This window comes from Aromatoleum evansii (assembly GCF_012910805.1).
GTDB lineage: Bacteria > Pseudomonadota > Gammaproteobacteria > Burkholderiales > Rhodocyclaceae > Aromatoleum > Aromatoleum evansii.
On the sequence record NZ_WTVK01000038.1, the window covers coordinates 40,075 to 55,960 of the forward strand.

A 15,886-nucleotide genomic window follows, 5' to 3' on the forward strand; every position below is an offset into this window, starting at 1 on the left:
GTCGCAAAACGCAAGGATAAGAGGTCTGAAATGAGGTTCCCGGATTTTTTTGCCGATGTGCGCCGCATCGAGCTGCACGACCCGCTCGCAGCCCTTCTGGGTGCCAGCGAGGGGGGCATCATCGACTATGGCTACGAGGATGCGGTGAAGCTCGCCGGTCATTCGTGCCCGACGGTCGCGTCGGCGTACATGGTGTGCGTGCATGCGCTGCGTGCGCTCTACCCGGACCAGTTGCCCGAGCGAGGCGGCTTGCGGGTCGAGTTCCGCGGGCGCCAGGACGAGGGCGTGACGGGCGTGATCGCAAGCGTGATCACCTTGCTGACCGGCGCGGCGCATGACGGCGGTTTCAAGGGGCTGGGCGGCCGCTTCGTGCGACGGGGCCTGCTCGACTTCGCGACCGAGCTGCCGCTGGCGATGCGTTTCACGCGCCTCGACTCCGCGACGTCCGTCGACGCGCAGGCGGATCTCTCGTCGGTTCCTGCCGATCCCGAAATGCCCGAGCTACTGGGGCGGTGCCTGCAGGCGCCGGACGATCTCGAACTGTCCGCCCGCTTCGGCCGGCTGTGGCAGGAGCGGGTACGCAGGATCCTGATCGAGCACGGCGACGACCCCGCGGTCTTTCGCATCGAAGCGGCGAGCTGAGGCGCTACCCGACTACCTCGCCGGCGGGCTGGAACCGTCCGGCCGGGTTCTGCGTCCTTTGGGCAAAACACAGGGAGGCCCCCAACCCCGAAGGAGCAGTCGATCATGAAAACCAACCGCACCCTGTTGACCGTGGCGGCCTTGGCTGCCGTCCAGCTGTTCGCATCCCCCCTCGCCGCCCAGGACAAGAAGATCGAAACGGCGAACCTCGACGCGGCGGTCGCCGCCAACCCGCTGCCTGCGGGCGGTCCCACGGCCAAGGTCATCTCGTCGACCCGTGCCGGCAACAGCGAGCTGCAAATCATTCGCATGAGCAAGATCCGCCTGCACCATCATGCGCAGGAAGATCACGTGGTGTATGTGGCGCGCGGCAGCGGCACCGCACGGCTGGAGAACGACGCCGGACAGATCGAAAGCCGTCCGGCCAAGCCCGGCGACATCTTCAACCTTCCGCGCAACAAGAAGCATGCCTTCGAGCGAAGCGGCGCTGAGGATCTGGTCCTCCTGGTCGTCGCGACGGCCGGATGGAAGCCGCTCGAGGACACCGTCTTTCACGAGTGAGAAGTCGCCTGCCCGCCGGGCGGGCACGGGCGCGTCACCTGCCCTTCGCGGGTGACGCGCCCCTTGCGCGGCCCCGCGCGGGCGGGGCGGCGTTCGAACACATCCGATGGAGGACCGAACATGACAGCGACGACCGTTTTCGATCCGCGGGAGCTCGAATCGCGGGTCAAGTCCATGTATTGCGCGGTTGCGGAGAATCCTCACGGCGCGTTCCATTTCGAAATGGGGCGCGGACTCGCCGAGCGTCTCGGCTATCCCGCCGACGAACTCGATCGCATCCCCGTCGAGGCGATCGAATCGTTCGCCGGGGTCGGTCATCATTTCGATCTCGCCGCGCCGGTCGCCGGCGAGACCGTACTCGACCTGGGAAGCGGCTCGGGGATGGACACCTTCGTCGCCGCGCTGCGTGTCGGCCTGCAGGGACGCGTGATCGGCATCGACATGACCGACGCGCAGCGGGCGAAGGCCGAGCGCCTGCGCGACGCACATGGTTTCGGCCAGATCCGCTACCTGAAGGGCTATATTGAGGAAGTGCCCCAGCCCGATGCATCGGCCGATGCGGTGATCAGCAACGGCGTGATCAACCTTTCCGCCGACAAGCCTGCGGTGTTCCGCGAGGCCGCCCGCGTGCTGAAGTCCGGCGGACGCCTTGCGATCTCCGACATCGTCGCGGAGCGGGCCTTGCCCGAGGGCATCGTGTGCAATGCAACGCTGTGGGCCGCATGCATCGGCGGCGCCGCGCAGCAGGACGAGTATCGCGAGATGATCGCTTGCGCAGGCCTGCGCATCGTGGAGATGCGCGACAACCCCGCGTATCGCTTCCTCTCCGAAAATGCGCAGGCGGCTTGCCGCAAGTACGGGGTGAAGAGCGTTTCGGTGCTCGCGACGAAGGCATGACAGATGGAACATGGGGCGTTTCAATCGTCGCTGCAGCGGAGCCGCTCCGGATGCGACCCACCTGCCCCGACGACCGAAGACCGCAGCTTCTTTGCGCTGCGCATCGGGGAACTGGCTGACCGGCTCTACGGCGTTGCGCTGCGCTTCACCCGCAACGGCGCAGCCGCCGAGGATCTCGTATCGGAGGCCGTCGTCAAGGCGTGGGCGCATCTGCCGCAGCTCGAAGACCGCGCCTGCTTCGAGAAGTGGATCTTCCGCATCCTGGCGAACACCTTCTTCAGCCAGTGCCGACACGAACGCGAAGAGCTCCTCGACGCTGACGAGGACGAGGATGGCTTTTCGCTGTTCGATCGCCTGCACCAGCCCTTCCTGCTGTGGTGGGGCAATCCCGAACAGGAATTGATCCACAAGCTGCTGTGCGAGGACCTCGACCGTGCGCTGGGGGAGTTGCCCGACTGCTATCGCGCCGTCGTTGTCTCCGTCGACCTGCTCGGCCACTCGTATACCGAGGTCGCGGCGATGCTCGGCGTACCGGTCGGGACGGTTCGCTCGCGACTCAATCGCGCACGCTCGCGGCTGCAGCGCGCGCTGTGGCAGCAGGCGCTGGCGGCGGGGCTGGTGCAGGGCAAGTCCGCGGAGGACAACACTCATGACTGAGCAGGAACGGATGCATTGCGATGAGGTGGTCGCCAGCCTGCTGGAGTACCTCGACGGCGAGATCGACGACGCAAGAAGAGCGCTGATCGACGACCATCTGGCCGAATGCCGCGGGTGCTTCTCACGCGCCGAGTTCGAGCGCGCGCTGCGCGATCGCATGCGCTCATTGGCGAGCGCGCCTCCGCCCGACTCCCTCAGGCGCAGGCTGAAAGCGATTATCGACGAGTTCTGAGCGGATACACGCGGGAGGAGACCATGGTCGCGATCGCCGGACTCCGGAAGGAGCAGATCTTCGAGGCCGTGCAGCAGATGTACACGGACGTCGCCAACCAGCCGCAAAGGCGCTTCCACTTCCCGACCGGACGCGCAGCCTGCATTTTCGTCGGCTATCCGGAGAGCTGGCTGGAGCGGGTTCCGGACACCGCGCAGGAATCATTCGCGGGCGTCGGCTTTCCTTTCGCGGCGGAGGTGATTCGCCGCGGCGACACGGTGCTCGACGTGGGATCCGGGTCGGGGACGGATACGCTGATCGCGGCTGGACTCGTCGGCACGGACGGTCGCGTGCTGGCGCTCGACATGACGCAGGCGATGATCGACAAGCTGCGCGCGAACGCCACCCTTGCGGGCGCCTGCAACGTCGAGCCGATCGAAGGCAATGCGGAAGCCATCCCCATTCCCGATGCGTGCGTCGATGTCGTCACGAGCAACGGCGTGCTCAACCTCGTGCCCGACAAGCCCAGGGCCTTCGCGGAACTTCACCGCGTGCTCCGCCCAGGCGGGTGGGTGCAGCTTGCCGACATCGTGGTGTCGCAACCGATCGGCGAGAAGTCGCGCAGCAACCCCAGGCTGTGGGCCGAGTGCGTAGTAGGTGCAGTCATCGAGGAAGCCTATCTCGACGCCTTCCATCAAGCGGGTTTCGACGAGATCCGGATCCTGCGCCGCTTCGACTACTTCTCGGGCAGCAGCAGCGAGGACACGCGGCGGATCGCTGCCGCACTGGGCGCTCACGCCCTGGAACTCGTCTTGCGCAAGCCGCGGGCGGGCTGAGCCGGCCCCCGGCGCTGCGGACGCCGGGGCAGCAAGATGCGGGGTGGGCATGGGTGTGCCGTCGTGCCGGATGTGCTAGCCTCGGGCCGCCCGCTTACGAATCTCTTCCGATGAACGCCCTGTCGCTACCCGAACTGCTTGTCGTCTGCCTATGCGCCGAATGGTGCGGCACGTGCCGCGAATACCGCGCCGGATTCGAGGCGCTCGCGGCGCAGTGGCCGCAGGCCGGCTTCCATTGGGTGGATGTCGAGGACGATGCGGAGGTCGTGGGCGACCTCGACATCGAGAACTTCCCCACGCTGCTGATCCAGCGCGGTGACCTGGTGCTCTTCTTCGGCACCATGCTGCCGCAACATGTCTTCCTCCAGCGCACGCTGGAAACACTCACGGCCCTCGGCGATGACGAGGCGCGTGCGTATGCCTTCGCCAATGAGGAGCGGCGCTCCTGGCAGCGGGAGTGCAATCTCCGCCCTGCGCTGGCGGAGCATCTCGGGCGCAAGGCGGCCTGAGTCGGCGGCGCCCTCCTCTCCTTCCCCCCCTTCCGCCTCGCTTCAATGCCCGTCCAGCCCGCCGATCGCAAGCGCTGCGTTTCCTGCAAGCGTTGGGGTGGTGCGCGCAAGCCAGGCGCCAACCCGGGCGAAGTGGAATACGAAGACGACGCCCGCGGCCCGTGCAACGAGGGACCGTGGCACGGCACCCTGCGCAGCCCGCGCAATGCCTGCGGCCAATGGGTCATGTGGGCCGAACTGAAGCTTCCCGAAGACTGATCCGCCCCGCCGCGCCGCGCGCTGACGGAGGCAAATTTCCTTATTGCAGTGCAGCTTGCATTCCCTTGCGGGTGGCGGTATTTTCGCGCCTCTCCGTATAACGTATACGATCTTACACAAGACCATCCATGGCATTGCCACTCGAGCAACTCGCAGTCCCGCGTGTCTTGCGTCTCTCGGCATCCGACCAGATTGCCGGTTCGCTGCGCGACGCGATTGTCGGGGGGCACCTCGCGACCGGCGTGGTGCTCCGCCAGGATGAGATCGCATCCCGCTTCCATGTCAGCAAGATTCCGGTGCGCGAGGCGCTCAAGCGGCTGGAGGCGGAGGGCCTGGTACGCTTCACGAAGAACCGTGGTGCAGTGGTGGCCGGCCTGTCGCCGGCCGAGATCCTCGAATACATGGACATCCGCGCGATGCTCGAAGCACGCGCGGCCGGGCTGGCTGCAGCCCGCATCAGCGACGAACGCCTGAACGAAGCCCGCCAGAAGCTGGCCGAATTCGGTGCGTCGCAGGACCCCGGACGCTGGGGCGAACTGAACTGGCTGTTCCACTCGACGCTGTACGCGGACGCCGACCGGCCGATCCTGCTCGTCGAGATCCGGTCGCTGTACGACAAGCTCGAACGCTACGTACGCGCCCTTCTTGCGATGACCTCGCAGACCGAAATGCCCAAGACGCAGAGCGAACACGGCGCGATCCTCGACGCGTTCGCAAGGCGCGACCCCGACGCTGCGGCGTCCCTGACGCGGGCCCATGTGCTCGAGGCGGGGGCCTCGCTCGTGCAGTACCTGAAGGACCACAGACACCACGGAGGAAACACATGAAGAAGACCCTGATTGCGACCGCCTTCCTCGCGCTCGGCGCGCAGGCCCAGCTCGCCCACGCCGACCTCGCGGTGGCGATTGCGGGCCCGATGACCGGCCAGTACGCCTCGGCCGGCGACCAGATCCGCCGCGGTGCGGAGATGGCGATCGCCGACATCAACGCCAAGGGCGGTGTGCTCGGGCAGAAGCTGAAGCTGGAAGTCGGCGACGACGCCTGCGATCCGAAGCAGGCCGTCTCGGTCGCGAACACGATGGTGAACAAGAAGATCGTGTTCATGCACGGCCACTGGTGCTCGAGCTCGACGATCCCCGCGTCGGAAGTGTATGTCGAGGCCGACATCCCGATGGCGACGGTGTCGACCAACCCGCAGGTCACCGAGCGCGGCCTGAAGAACATCTTCCGCATCATGGGTCGTGACGACCAGCAGGGCATGGTCGCCGGCGGCTACATCGCCGACAAGTTCAAGGGCAAGAAGGTCGCCGTGCTCGACGACAAGAGCGCCTACGGCAAGGGCCTCGCGGACGAGATGGCCAAGGCGATGACCGCCAAGGGCCTCAAGCCGACGCTGCGCGAGTCGATCACCGCGGGCGAGAAGGACTACTCCGGCATCGTCACCAAACTCAAGCAGGCCGGCGTCGAAGTGCTGGCCTATGGCGGCTACCACACCGAAGTCGCGCTGATCCTGCGCCAGGCGCAGCAGGCCGGCCTGAAGCTGACCGTGATGGGCGGCGACACGATGACCAACTCGGAACTCGTCACCGCCGCCGGCGCCGCCGCCGACAACGTGATGTTCACGTTCTCGCCCGATCCGCGCAAGAACCCGGATGCGGCGCCGATCGTGAAGCGCTTCCGCGACGCCAAGGTCGAGCCCGAAGGCTACGTGATGTACGCCTACGCCGCGATGCAGCTCTTCGCCGACGCCGCGACCCAGGCCAAGAGCACCAAGTTCGCCGACCTCGAGAAGACGATGCGCGGCAACTCGTTCAAGACCGTCATCGGTGAGCTCGCCTTCGACGCCAAGGGCGACCAGAAGCAGCCCGGCTTCGTCGTGTATCAGTGGAAGGGCGGCCAGTACGACTACGCCGCCAAGTAATCCTCCGTTTCAAATGACCGGGTAACCAGCCCGGCCTGCGCGCCGCCGGTCCAAAAGACCGGCGGCGCACTCGCGCCGAACGGTTCCCGGCACGGGCTGCCGCCCTGCCCGTCTGCGCCGCTCGCGCGATACACGCAAAACGACAAAGGAGACTGCTGTGGCATATGCATTGCAACAGCTCATCAACGGCCTGACGCTGGGGGCCGTGTATGGCCTGATCGCGATCGGCTACACGATGGTGTACGGCATCATCGGGATGATCAACTTCGCCCACGGCGACATTTTCATGGTGAGTGCGTTCATCGCGGTCACCGCCTTCACGCTGCTCGCCGCATTCGACATCACGTCGCTGCCGCTGGCGCTCACCGCGGTGCTGATCACCGCGATCTTCTTCACCTCGGCCTACGGCTGGGCGGTCGAGCGCATGGCCTATCGGCCGCTGCGCGGCTCGACCCGACTGGCGCCGCTGATCTCCGCGATCGGCATGTCGATCTTCCTGCAGAACATGGTGCAGCTCACGCAGGGCGCGCGCGTCAAACCGATCCCGCCGGTGCTCGAAGGCGGCATCGAGATCTGGCAATCCGGCGGCTTCACAGTGCAGATCTCGTGGACGCAGATCATGATCGTCGTCGTGACCGTCGTGCTGATGGTGGCCTTCACTTACCTCATCACGCAGACCGCGTTCGGCCGCCAGCAGCGCGCGTGCGAGCAGGACAGCACGATGACCGCACTGCTCGGGATCAACGTCGACCGCACGATCTCGGCGACCTTCATGCTCGGTGCGGCGCTGGCCGCGGTCGCCGGGGTGATGGTGACGGTGTATTACGGCGTGGTCGACTTCTTCATCGGCTTCGTCGCCGGCATCAAGGCCTTCACCGCGGCGGTGCTGGGCGGGATCGGCTCGCTGCCGGGCGCGATGCTGGGCGGGCTGATCATCGGCCTGATCGAGGCCTTCTGGGCGGCCTACCTCTCGCCCGAGTACAAGGACGTCGCGACCTTCGCGATCCTGATCCTGGTGCTGATGTTCCGCCCCAGCGGACTTCTCGGCCGTCCTGAAGTGGAGAAGGTCTGATGAGCGCCGTGATCATTGCGCGCCATGCGCGCACGCCCGCAGAACGCTTCAAGGACGCGGCCTGGGTCGCCTTCGTCGCCCTTCTTCTGGGCATTCCCATGGTCGGCCTGACGACCGTCGACGAGGGCGGCGCACTTACCGTGCAGACCCGCTTCGGCATGCTCGGCGCCTTCGTCGGCGCATCCTTTGCGGGCCGGTTCATCTTCCGCTGGATCATGGACCAGATCCGCAATCGTCGCGCGGCGAAGCCTCCGGTGGCGAAGATCGACCGCACCCCGCAAGCGATCAAGGTGATCGGCTGGGCCGTGCTCGGCGCGTCGATCACATTGCCGATCGTCTTTTCCGAGAACCGCTACGTCATCGACACGGCGACGACGGTGCTGATCTACGTGATGCTCGGCTGGGGCCTGAACGTCGTTGTCGGCCTGGCGGGCCTGCTCGACCTCGGCTACGTCGCGTTCTACGCGGTCGGCGCCTACACCTACGCGCTGCTCTTCTCGCACTTCGGCTGGACCTTCTGGGAGGCCTTGCTGGTGGCCGGCGCGATGGCCGCAGCCTTCGGCATCCTGCTCGGCTATCCGATCCTGCGCCTGCGCGGCGACTATCTCGCGATCGTGACCCTGGGCTTCGGCGAGATCATCCGCGTGATCCTGGTGAACTGGACCGAGCTCTCCAACGGTCCCAACGGCATCGGCTCGATCCCGCGCCCGACGCTGTTCGGCCTGCCCTTCGAGCGCAACCCGGCCGAAGGCACACAGAGTTTCGCGACCTTCTTCGGGCTCGAGTTCTCGGGCATGCACCGCATCATCTTCCTGTACTACCTGATCCTGGTGCTGGCGCTGCTGACCAACGTCTTCGTGGCGCGCTTGCGCAAGCTGCCGGTCGGTCGCGCCTGGGAAGCGCTGCGCGAGGACGAGATCGCCTGCAAGGCGATGGGAATGAACGTCACCAACGTCAAGCTCTCGGCCTTCGCAATCGGCGCGATGCTGGGCGGCTTCGCAGGGGTGTTCTTCGCCGCGCGCCAGGGATTCATCTCGCCGGAGAGCTTCACCTTCACCGAGTCGGCGACGATCCTCGCGATCGTCGTGCTGGGCGGCATGGGCAGCCAGCTCGGCGTCGTGCTCGCGGCGCTGGTGCTGGTGCTGCTGCCCGAGCTTGGACGCAACTTCTCCGAGTACCGCATGCTGCTGTTCGGTACCGCGATGGTGCTGATCATGGTGTGGAAACCGGGCGGCCTGCTCGCCTCGCGCGAACCGACGATCCGACTCAGACAGGCTGCCACCGAGGGAGGTGAGGCATGAGCGCCGCGACCCTGCTTTCCGTCGAGAGCCTGACGATGCGCTTCGGCGGCCTGACGGCGATCGACGACCTGTCGGTGTCGGTGCCGGCGGGCAAGATCACCGCGATCATCGGCCCCAACGGCGCCGGCAAGACGACCTTCTTCAACTGCCTGACCGGCTTCTACAAGCCGACTGTCGGCAGCGTGCGGCTCGCACATCCGAACAAGGGCGAGATGTGCCTGGAGACGATGACCGGCCACCGCGTCGCTCGCGATGCACAGGTCGTGCGCACCTTCCAGAATATCCGCCTGTTCCCGAAGATGACGGTGCTGGAGAACCTGATCGTCGCGCAGCACAACTTCCTGCAGAAGGCGTCCGGATTTTCGCTCGCGGGCATCTTCCGCCTGCCAGGCTACCGCAAGGCCGAGGCCGAGGCCTTGAAGAAGGCCGCGCACTGGCTCGAACGCCTGGGCCTGACGGACATTGCCGACGTCGCAGCAGGCGACCTGCCCTACGGCACGCAGCGGCGCATCGAGATCGCGCGCGCGCTGTGCGTCGATCCGGTGCTGCTGTGCCTGGACGAGCCGGCCGCGGGCCTCAACCCGCGCGAATCGGCCGAGCTCAACACGCTGCTGCTGTCGCTGTGCCGCGAGGAAGGCATCGCCATCCTGCTGATCGAGCACGACATGAGCGTCGTGATGAACGTCTCCGATCACATCTGCGTGCTGAACTACGGCCGCAAGATCGCCGAAGGCACACCGGAGGAAATCCGCAACGACCCGCAAGTCATCAAGGCCTATCTCGGCGAGGATGACGAGGACACCGCATCCGGGGAGAAAGCCGCATGATGCTGCACATGGAGGGCGTGCACGCCCATTACGGCCATATTCACGCGCTGCGCGGCGTCGATGTCACGGTGCAGGTCGGCGAGATCGTCACCCTGATCGGTGCCAACGGTGCCGGCAAGTCGACGCTGATGATGAGCCTGTTCGGCAAGCCTGGGGCCTCCTCGGGTCGCATCGTGTTCGACGGCGAGGACATCACGCGCGTGCCGAGCCACCTGATCTCGCGCCGCGGCATCGCGATCGTGCCCGAGGGCCGGCGCATCTTCCCGCGCATGACGGTGCTGGAGAACCTGCTCATGGGCACGGCCTTCGCCGACCCGGCGAACTTCAACGCCGACATCAAGCGCGTGTATGCGATGTTCCCCATCCTCGAGGAGCGTGCGTCGCAGCGCGCGGGCACCTTGTCCGGCGGCGAACAGCAGATGCTGGCGATCGGGCGCGCACTGATGAGCCGGCCCAAGCTGCTGCTGCTCGACGAGCCCTCGCTGGGCCTCGCGCCGATCTACATCAAGCGCATCTTCCAGATCATCCGCGAGCTCAACACCGAGCACGGCATGACGGTACTGCTCGTCGAGCAGAACGCCCACCACGCACTGCGTGTCGCCCATCGCGGCTACGTGCTGCAGCACGGCGAGATCGTGCTGGCGGGGACGGGACAGGAACTGCTGGAGAGCCCGGAAGTGCGCGCGGCCTACCTCGAGGGCGGGCACTGATGAATGGCGTCGCCGCCCCGCCGCGCTGGATGCCCTTCGTCGTGCTGGGCGTCGGGCTGATGGCGGTCTCCTTCGGTTCGATCTTCGCGCGCCTCGCGCAGGCCGAGGGGGTGCCTTCGCTCGCCGTGGCGTGCTGGCGGCTGGGGCTGGCGGCGCTGGTCGTGACGCCGATCGCGCTGTGGCAATCCGGTCACGCGCTGGCGCGGCTCGACCGTCGCCAGGGCTTGCTCGCACTGGCGGCGGGTTTCTTCCTCGCGCTGCATTTCGGCACGTGGATCACCTCGCTGGAATACACCTCGGTCGCCTCCAGCACCGCCCTCGTCACCACTAACCCCCTGTGGATCGGGCTGGCGTCCTTCGTGCTGTTCGGCGAGCGCCCGAGCCGGATGATGCTGGGCGGAATCGCGCTGTCCTTCGGCGGCAGCCTGCTGATTTTCTGGAGCGACAGCCAGAACGCCGGCGCCGGCTCGAACCCGATGCTCGGCAACCTGCTCGCGCTGATCGGTTCGTGGTGCTTTTCCGCCTACCTGCTGATCGGGCGGCGGCTGCGCGCGGGGCTGCCCCTGCCTGCCTATGTGTGGCTCGCCTACGGTGTGGCCGCGCTGTTCCTCGCCGTCGTGAGCGGCGGTAGCGGCTCACCGCTCAGCGGCTTCAGCCTGAGCGCGTGGATCGTGCTCGCCGGCATGGCACTGGGCCCGCAGCTACTCGGGCACACGGCCTACAACTGGTCGCTGCGCCATGTCTCGGCGACCTTCGTCGCAGTCGTCACGCTCGGTGAACCCGTAGTCAGCGCGGCGATGGCCTTCGTCATTTTTGGCGAGGGTTTCGCGCCGCTTCAGTTCGGCGGTTTTGCGTTGCTGCTTGCAGGTATCTATCTCGCGGCGCGCGGCGAGAAGTCCTGAGTTTCCTCCCCGCCGCTAGCCCCTGATCCAGCCGCGCTTCAGCGCATAGCTCGCGAGCCCCGCCGCCGTCTCGATGCCGAGCTTGCGGCGCAGATTGAGGCGGTGCGTCTCGACGGTGCGCACGCTCACGTCGAGCTTCTGCGCGATGCGCTTGTTGCTGTCGCCCTGGGCGACGAGGATCAGCACTTCACGCTCGCGTTCCGTCAGGGCCGCCGCGTCGTCCGCCTGCGTCGACAGGGCGGTGGTCAGTGCGCCGCTGAAGTAGGCGCCGCCGGCGGCGACCGCCCGGATTGCCGCAATGATCTCGACCGATGGTGCGTCCTTGAGCACGTATCCGCGCGCGCCGGCACGCATCGCCGACATCACGTAGCCCTGGCTGTCGTACATGCTCAGGATCAGCACGCGCAGCTCCGGACGCCTTTGCGCGAGTGCCGTCGTCAGTTCGATGCCGTTGATGTCGGGCAGGCCGACATCGACCAGCGCGAGATCCGGACGCAGGGTTTCCGCGGCGGCCAGTGCCTGTTCGCCGTTGGCCGCCTCCCCGACGATGTCGATCTCCGGGATATCCCCCAGCCGCGCGCGCAGGCCGTCGCGGACCAACTGATGATCATCGACCAACAGCAGACGAATCCGCGCGACGGGATCGGTGGTATCGCTCATGAGAAGCTTCCTTTCTTCGCATTCGGGCACGGCAGCAGCGCACTGAGCTCGGTATGGCCGGGCACGGAACTGACCGCGAGTTTGCCGCCATGATGCTCGATGCGCTCGCGCATGTTGCGCAGGCCGATGCCGCCGCTACGCGGGTGGTCGATCCGGGACGAGTCGAAGCCACACCCGTCATCGGCGATCACGAGCCGGACGGCCCCGCCCCCCGACGCGAGCGTGAGACGGACGTGATGGGCGTCGGCGTGACGCTCGATGTTCGTCAATGCCTCCTGCGCAATGCGATACAGGGTGGTCGCGCCCGCCTCGTCGGCGAGCAGGTCGACCTTGCCGATGTCGGCATCGACGACGATGCCGGTGCGCAGGTGAAACTCGTCGAGCAGCTGTCGCAGGGCAGCGGAAAGGCCGAGGTTGTCGAGCAGCGAGGGGCGGAGGTTGTGCGAGATGCTGCGGATCTCGCCGATCGCCACCCCCAGCCCGTCCAGCCCCTTGGTGATGTGCTCCGCGACGTCGTCACGCCCGGCAAGCGCCCGCTCCCTGGCCAGTTCGAGGTGGAACTTGACCGAAACGAGCAACTGGCTGAGGCCGTCGTGCAGGTCGCGTGCGACGCGCGTGCGCTCCTCCTCGTGCGAGGTCACGATGCGCTGCGCGAGCGCCTTCAGCCGGCGGTCGGCGAGCTGGTGTTCGCTGATGTTCAGTGCCATGCCGCCGGCAAACACGATGAGCGCCGCAACGATGCCCACGACGGTGAAGCCGACGACTGTCGTCGTGATGCGCGACGACATCCGCTCGCGCAACTTGCTGCGGATGCTCTCGACATCGTCGAGGTAGATGCCGGTCCCGAGCACCCAGCCCCAGCGGTCGAGCTTGACGACATAGCCCAGTTTGGCGGTTTCCCTGCCCGTCGAAGGCTTGTTCCATTTGTACTGGAGGAACCCGTCGCCGGAAACGGTCGCGGCGATCAGGCGCTGGATGACGGGGAGCCCCTCGGAATCCTGCTTGTCCCAAAGGTTGCGGCCGACGAGTTCTGACTGTCGCGGATGCACGACGTTGAGGCCGGTGATGTCGTAGGCGAAGAAGTAGCCGTCGTCGCCGTAGTTCATCTCGCTGAGGATGCGCTTCGCCTCCGCCTTGGTCGCCTCGTCATCCCGCCCCGCCGAATACAGGTGGTCGATCGAGGTCTGCGCGAGCTGGACGTAATGCTGCAACTCCGCGCGCTTTGCCGCGAGCATCGCCTCGTTCAGCACACTTTCCTGTTGCCGCTCGAGGTCGCGCGCCTGCATCGCAACGAGGATCGCAATCGCCGCCACGGCCGCGATGAGCGGCAGCACGGCCAGGACGATCACTTTGTGCTTGAGCCGCAAGCCCATTCTCCCCAGCTTTTCACCCGTTTCCCGCCCGCGATTGTAGTGCCGCGCGGCAGTCCCCCGACATGTCTGCGTAGTACTACGCAGACGCGGAAAGTAGTAGTGCGAATGGTTCGGCAGGCGCCGTTCCGCGACATTACCTGGTGATTCCCGGCACAGCTTTGCCGGGCCCCGGAACCAAATCCGGTAAGACCAGAGCCTGATTCAACGGCCTATCCGGAGAGAGGAGGAGTATAGATGGCCACGCTGTCGAGACACGCGCTGTGGGCGCTTGTCGGCATCTTCGGCGCTTTCGCGCTCGCATATATCGCACTCAATCGTGGTGAAACGATCAATGCCTTGTGGATCGTGGTCGCCGCAGTGTCCGTATACCTCATCGCGTTTCGCTATTACAGCCTGTTCATCGCGAAGCGGGTGATGTCGCTGGATCCCGAGCGCATGACCCCGGCGACGCGCCACAATGACGGTCTGGACTACGTGCCGACCAACAAGTACGTGCTGTTCGGCCATCACTTTGCCGCCATTGCCGGTGCCGGCCCGCTCGTCGGCCCCGTGCTTGCGGCGCAGATGGGCTACCTGCCTGGCATGTTGTGGATCCTGGCGGGCGTCGTGCTCGCCGGGGCGGTGCAGGACTTCATGGTGCTGTTCGTATCCACGCGCCGCGACGGTCGCTCGCTCGGCGATCTGGTGAAGTCCGAGCTCGGCCCGATTCCTGGAGTGATCGCGCTGTTCGGCACCTTCATGATCATGGTGATCATCCTCGCCGTGCTCGCGCTGATCGTCGTGAAGGCCCTGGCCGAAAGCCCGTGGGGCACCTTCACGGTCGCCGCGACCATCCCGATCGCGATCTTCATGGGCATCTACACGCGCTACATCCGCCCGGGCCGTATCGGCGAAATCTCGGTGATCGGCTTCGTGCTGCTGATCTGGGCGATCGTGGGTGGCGGCAAGGTCGCTGCCGATCCCGCGCTGGCGGCGCTATTCACCTTCTCGGGCACGCAGCTCACCTGGATGCTGATCGGCTACGGCTTCGTCGCCTCCGTGCTCCCCGTGTGGCTGCTGCTCGCGCCGCGCGACTACCTGTCGACCTTCCTCAAGATCGGCGCGATCCTCGCGCTCGCGGTCGGCATCCTGTTCGTCGCGCCCGACCTCGAGATGCCGGCAGTCACGCGCTTCATCGACGGCACCGGCCCCGCCTGGTCGGGCAGCCTGTTCCCCTTCCTCTTCATCACCATCGCCTGCGGCGCGGTATCCGGCTTCCATGCACTGATCTCTTCCGGCACCACCCCGAAAATGATCGAGAACGAGTCGCACATGCCCCTGATCGGCTATGGCGGCATGCTGATGGAATCGTTCGTGGCGATCATGGCGCTTGTTGCCGCGTCCATCATCGATCCGGGCGTATATTTCGCGATGAACAGCCCGCTCGCGGTGCTCGGACCGACGGCCGAAAGCGCCGCGCAGGTGATCTCGAACTGGGGCTTCGTGGTGACGCCGGAAACGCTCACCGGCACCGCGGCCGCGGTCGGCGAGAACACGATCATCGCCCGTGCCGGCGGCGCACCGACCCTCGCGGTGGGCATGGCGCAGATCTTCTCGAAGATGTTCGGCGGCACCGCGATGATGGGCTTCTGGTACCACTTCGCAATCCTGTTCGAGGCGCTCTTCATCCTCACCGCGGTCGATGCCGGCACGCGTGCGGGACGCTTCATGCTGCAGGACCTGCTCGGCACCTTCGTACCGGCGATGAAGCGCACCGACTCCTGGGCCGGCAACGCGATCGCAACCGCGCTGTGCGTCACGGCATGGGGCTACTTCCTCTACCAGGGCGTGGTCGATCCGTTGGGCGGCATCAATACCTTGTGGCCGCTGTTCGGTATCGCCAACCAGATGCTGGCCGCCGTTGCGCTGATCCTCTGCACGGTCGTGCTGTTCAAAATGAAGCGCGAGCGCTTCGCGTGGGTGACGGTCCTGCCTATGGTGTGGCTGCTCGCCTGCACGCTGACGGCCGGCTGGCAGAAGGTGTTTGACGCCAACCCGAAGATCGGCTTCCTCGCCCAGTCGTCGCGCTATCAGGACGCCCTCGCCCGCGGCGAACTGCTCGCACCGGCGAAGTCGCTGGACCAGATGCACCAGATCATCCTCAACAACCAGATCGATGCCGGACTGACCGCGTTCTTCATGCTCGTCGTCCTGAGCATCCTGGTGTTCGGCGCACGCACCTGCTACCAGGCCTACCGCGTGGCGCATCCGACCACGCAGGAAATCGGCGCGCCGGGCACGGGCTCGCAGGGCGCCGCGGCGTAAGCCCGTGTTCAACGACCTGACCAAGCTCGGCAAGTATCTCGGGCAGGCCGCCCGCCTGATGGTAGGCCTGCCCGACTACGACACCTACGCCGCGCACATGAAGGCGACGCACCCGGATCGGCCGGTGATGAGCTACGAGGAATTCTTCCGCGAGCGTCAGGAAGCGCGCTATGGCGGCGGCACCGGCCGCTGCTGCTGAGACACTACCAAAAGGTGCCGGACATGAGCGCCCCCAACCCCAACCC

At 66.3% G+C, this 15,886-nt stretch carries 19 protein-coding genes; 17 read left to right on the top strand and 2 right to left on the bottom strand.

The window, feature by feature from the left end; genetic code table 11:
- Window positions 1–30: 30 nt before the first annotated feature.
- The 15 genes from GO615_RS18545 to GO615_RS18615 all read left to right on the top strand — a co-directional run bounded on the left by GO615_RS18545 (window position 31) and on the right by GO615_RS18615 (window position 11,304).
- Entirely contained in the window at window positions 31–642 is a 612-nt protein-coding gene (locus tag GO615_RS18545; RefSeq protein ID WP_169130847.1) for a hypothetical protein, read from the top strand.
- A 105-nt stretch (window positions 643–747) separates the two neighbouring features.
- Window positions 748–1,203, top strand: a complete 456-nt coding sequence (locus GO615_RS18550) for a cupin domain-containing protein (protein ID WP_169130849.1) — start codon at window positions 748–750, stop codon at window positions 1,201–1,203.
- A 120-nt stretch (window positions 1,204–1,323) separates the two neighbouring features.
- Window positions 1,324–2,100 carry a methyltransferase domain-containing protein gene (locus GO615_RS18555; RefSeq protein ID WP_169130851.1) on the top strand — a complete coding sequence of 259 codons (777 nt, stop codon included), beginning with the start codon at window positions 1,324–1,326 and terminating at the stop codon, window positions 2,098–2,100.
- Window positions 2,101–2,103: 3 nt separating this feature from the next.
- On the top strand, window positions 2,104–2,757 hold the full coding sequence (locus GO615_RS18560; RefSeq protein ID WP_169130853.1) for a sigma-70 family RNA polymerase sigma factor: 654 nt from the start codon (window positions 2,104–2,106) through the stop codon (window positions 2,755–2,757).
- Window positions 2,750–2,989, top strand: coding sequence for an anti-sigma factor family protein (locus tag GO615_RS18565; RefSeq protein ID WP_169130855.1), 240 nt, complete (start codon window positions 2,750–2,752; stop codon window positions 2,987–2,989). The genes GO615_RS18560 and GO615_RS18565 overlap by 8 nt, the downstream gene beginning before the upstream one ends.
- Window positions 2,990–3,012: 23 nt before the next feature.
- Window positions 3,013–3,804: a methyltransferase domain-containing protein gene (locus tag GO615_RS18570; protein ID WP_169130857.1), complete on the top strand. Its 792-nt coding sequence runs from the start codon at window positions 3,013–3,015 to the stop codon at window positions 3,802–3,804.
- Window positions 3,805–3,914: 110 nt separating this feature from the next.
- Entirely contained in the window at window positions 3,915–4,313 is a 399-nt protein-coding gene (locus GO615_RS18575; RefSeq protein ID WP_169130859.1) for a thioredoxin family protein, read from the top strand.
- A 45-nt stretch (window positions 4,314–4,358) separates the two neighbouring features.
- The gene (locus GO615_RS18580; RefSeq protein ID WP_169130861.1) at window positions 4,359–4,571 is read left to right on the top strand and encodes a hypothetical protein; all 213 of its coding nucleotides are present in this window, start codon (window positions 4,359–4,361) and stop codon (window positions 4,569–4,571) included.
- Between the two features lie 128 nt (window positions 4,572–4,699).
- On the top strand, window positions 4,700–5,398 hold the full coding sequence (locus GO615_RS18585; RefSeq protein WP_169130863.1) for a GntR family transcriptional regulator: 699 nt from the start codon (window positions 4,700–4,702) through the stop codon (window positions 5,396–5,398).
- Entirely contained in the window at window positions 5,395–6,492 is a 1,098-nt protein-coding gene (locus tag GO615_RS18590) for a branched-chain amino acid ABC transporter substrate-binding protein (protein WP_169130865.1), read from the top strand. The genes GO615_RS18585 and GO615_RS18590 overlap by 4 nt, the downstream gene beginning before the upstream one ends.
- Before the next feature lie 157 nt (window positions 6,493–6,649).
- Window positions 6,650–7,564 carry an ABC transporter permease subunit gene (locus tag GO615_RS18595; protein ID WP_169130867.1) on the top strand — a complete coding sequence of 305 codons (915 nt, stop codon included), beginning with the start codon at window positions 6,650–6,652 and terminating at the stop codon, window positions 7,562–7,564.
- On the top strand, window positions 7,564–8,865 hold the full coding sequence (gene livM / locus GO615_RS18600) for a high-affinity branched-chain amino acid ABC transporter permease LivM (protein WP_169130869.1): 1,302 nt from the start codon (window positions 7,564–7,566) through the stop codon (window positions 8,863–8,865). Before GO615_RS18595 ends, livM begins: the two co-directional genes overlap by 1 nt.
- A complete protein-coding gene (locus GO615_RS18605) occupies window positions 8,862–9,692 on the top strand; it encodes an ABC transporter ATP-binding protein (protein WP_169130871.1) in 831 nt (276 codons plus the stop codon). Before livM ends, GO615_RS18605 begins: the two co-directional genes overlap by 4 nt.
- Window positions 9,692–10,402 (top strand): ABC transporter ATP-binding protein, encoded by a 711-nt coding sequence (locus GO615_RS18610; protein WP_169130891.1) that lies wholly within the window; start codon window positions 9,692–9,694, stop codon window positions 10,400–10,402. The genes GO615_RS18605 and GO615_RS18610 overlap by 1 nt, the downstream gene beginning before the upstream one ends.
- The gene (locus GO615_RS18615; RefSeq protein WP_169130873.1) at window positions 10,402–11,304 is read left to right on the top strand and encodes a DMT family transporter; all 903 of its coding nucleotides are present in this window, start codon (window positions 10,402–10,404) and stop codon (window positions 11,302–11,304) included. The genes GO615_RS18610 and GO615_RS18615 overlap by 1 nt, the downstream gene beginning before the upstream one ends.
- 15 nt (window positions 11,305–11,319) lie before the next feature.
- On the opposite strand, the gene GO615_RS18620 is transcribed toward GO615_RS18615, so the two are convergent.
- Window positions 11,320–11,964 carry a response regulator gene (locus GO615_RS18620; RefSeq protein WP_169130875.1) on the bottom strand — a complete coding sequence of 215 codons (645 nt, stop codon included), beginning with the start codon at window positions 11,962–11,964 and terminating at the stop codon, window positions 11,320–11,322.
- Complete coding sequence (locus GO615_RS18625) at window positions 11,961–13,331, bottom strand: cache domain-containing protein (protein WP_169130877.1); 1,371 nt, start codon at window positions 13,329–13,331, stop codon at window positions 11,961–11,963. Before GO615_RS18625 ends, GO615_RS18620 begins: the two co-directional genes overlap by 4 nt.
- Before the next feature lie 240 nt (window positions 13,332–13,571).
- On the opposite strand from GO615_RS18625, the gene GO615_RS18630 reads away from it, so the two are divergent.
- Together GO615_RS18630 and GO615_RS18635 are read left to right on the top strand one after the other, a co-directional pair.
- On the top strand, window positions 13,572–15,641 hold the full coding sequence (locus GO615_RS18630) for a carbon starvation CstA family protein (protein WP_169130879.1): 2,070 nt from the start codon (window positions 13,572–13,574) through the stop codon (window positions 15,639–15,641).
- Between the two features lie 4 nt (window positions 15,642–15,645).
- Window positions 15,646–15,840: a CstA-like transporter-associated (seleno)protein gene (locus GO615_RS18635; protein ID WP_169130881.1), complete on the top strand. Its 195-nt coding sequence runs from the start codon at window positions 15,646–15,648 to the stop codon at window positions 15,838–15,840.
- Window positions 15,841–15,886: the final 46 nt, after the last annotated feature.

Coding starts and splice junctions, on each gene's coding strand:
- GO615_RS18545 (WP_169130847.1), top strand. CDS start 31: ATGAGGTTCCCGGATTTTTTTGCCGATGTGCGCCGCATCGAGCTGCAC.
- GO615_RS18550 (WP_169130849.1), top strand. CDS start 748: ATGAAAACCAACCGCACCCTGTTGACCGTGGCGGCCTTGGCTGCCGTC.
- GO615_RS18555 (WP_169130851.1), top strand. CDS start 1,324: ATGACAGCGACGACCGTTTTCGATCCGCGGGAGCTCGAATCGCGGGTC.
- GO615_RS18560 (WP_169130853.1), top strand. CDS start 2,104: ATGGAACATGGGGCGTTTCAATCGTCGCTGCAGCGGAGCCGCTCCGGA.
- GO615_RS18565 (WP_169130855.1), top strand. CDS start 2,750: ATGACTGAGCAGGAACGGATGCATTGCGATGAGGTGGTCGCCAGCCTG.
- GO615_RS18570 (WP_169130857.1), top strand. CDS start 3,013: ATGGTCGCGATCGCCGGACTCCGGAAGGAGCAGATCTTCGAGGCCGTG.
- GO615_RS18575 (WP_169130859.1), top strand. CDS start 3,915: ATGAACGCCCTGTCGCTACCCGAACTGCTTGTCGTCTGCCTATGCGCC.
- GO615_RS18580 (WP_169130861.1), top strand. CDS start 4,359: ATGCCCGTCCAGCCCGCCGATCGCAAGCGCTGCGTTTCCTGCAAGCGT.
- GO615_RS18585 (WP_169130863.1), top strand. CDS start 4,700: ATGGCATTGCCACTCGAGCAACTCGCAGTCCCGCGTGTCTTGCGTCTC.
- GO615_RS18590 (WP_169130865.1), top strand. CDS start 5,395: ATGAAGAAGACCCTGATTGCGACCGCCTTCCTCGCGCTCGGCGCGCAG.
- livM (WP_169130869.1), top strand. CDS start 7,564: ATGAGCGCCGTGATCATTGCGCGCCATGCGCGCACGCCCGCAGAACGC.
- GO615_RS18605 (WP_169130871.1), top strand. CDS start 8,862: ATGAGCGCCGCGACCCTGCTTTCCGTCGAGAGCCTGACGATGCGCTTC.
- GO615_RS18610 (WP_169130891.1), top strand. CDS start 9,692: ATGCTGCACATGGAGGGCGTGCACGCCCATTACGGCCATATTCACGCG.
- GO615_RS18615 (WP_169130873.1), top strand. CDS start 10,402: ATGAATGGCGTCGCCGCCCCGCCGCGCTGGATGCCCTTCGTCGTGCTG.
- GO615_RS18620 (WP_169130875.1), bottom strand. CDS start 11,964: ATGAGCGATACCACCGATCCCGTCGCGCGGATTCGTCTGCTGTTGGTC.
- GO615_RS18630 (WP_169130879.1), top strand. CDS start 13,572: ATGGCCACGCTGTCGAGACACGCGCTGTGGGCGCTTGTCGGCATCTTC.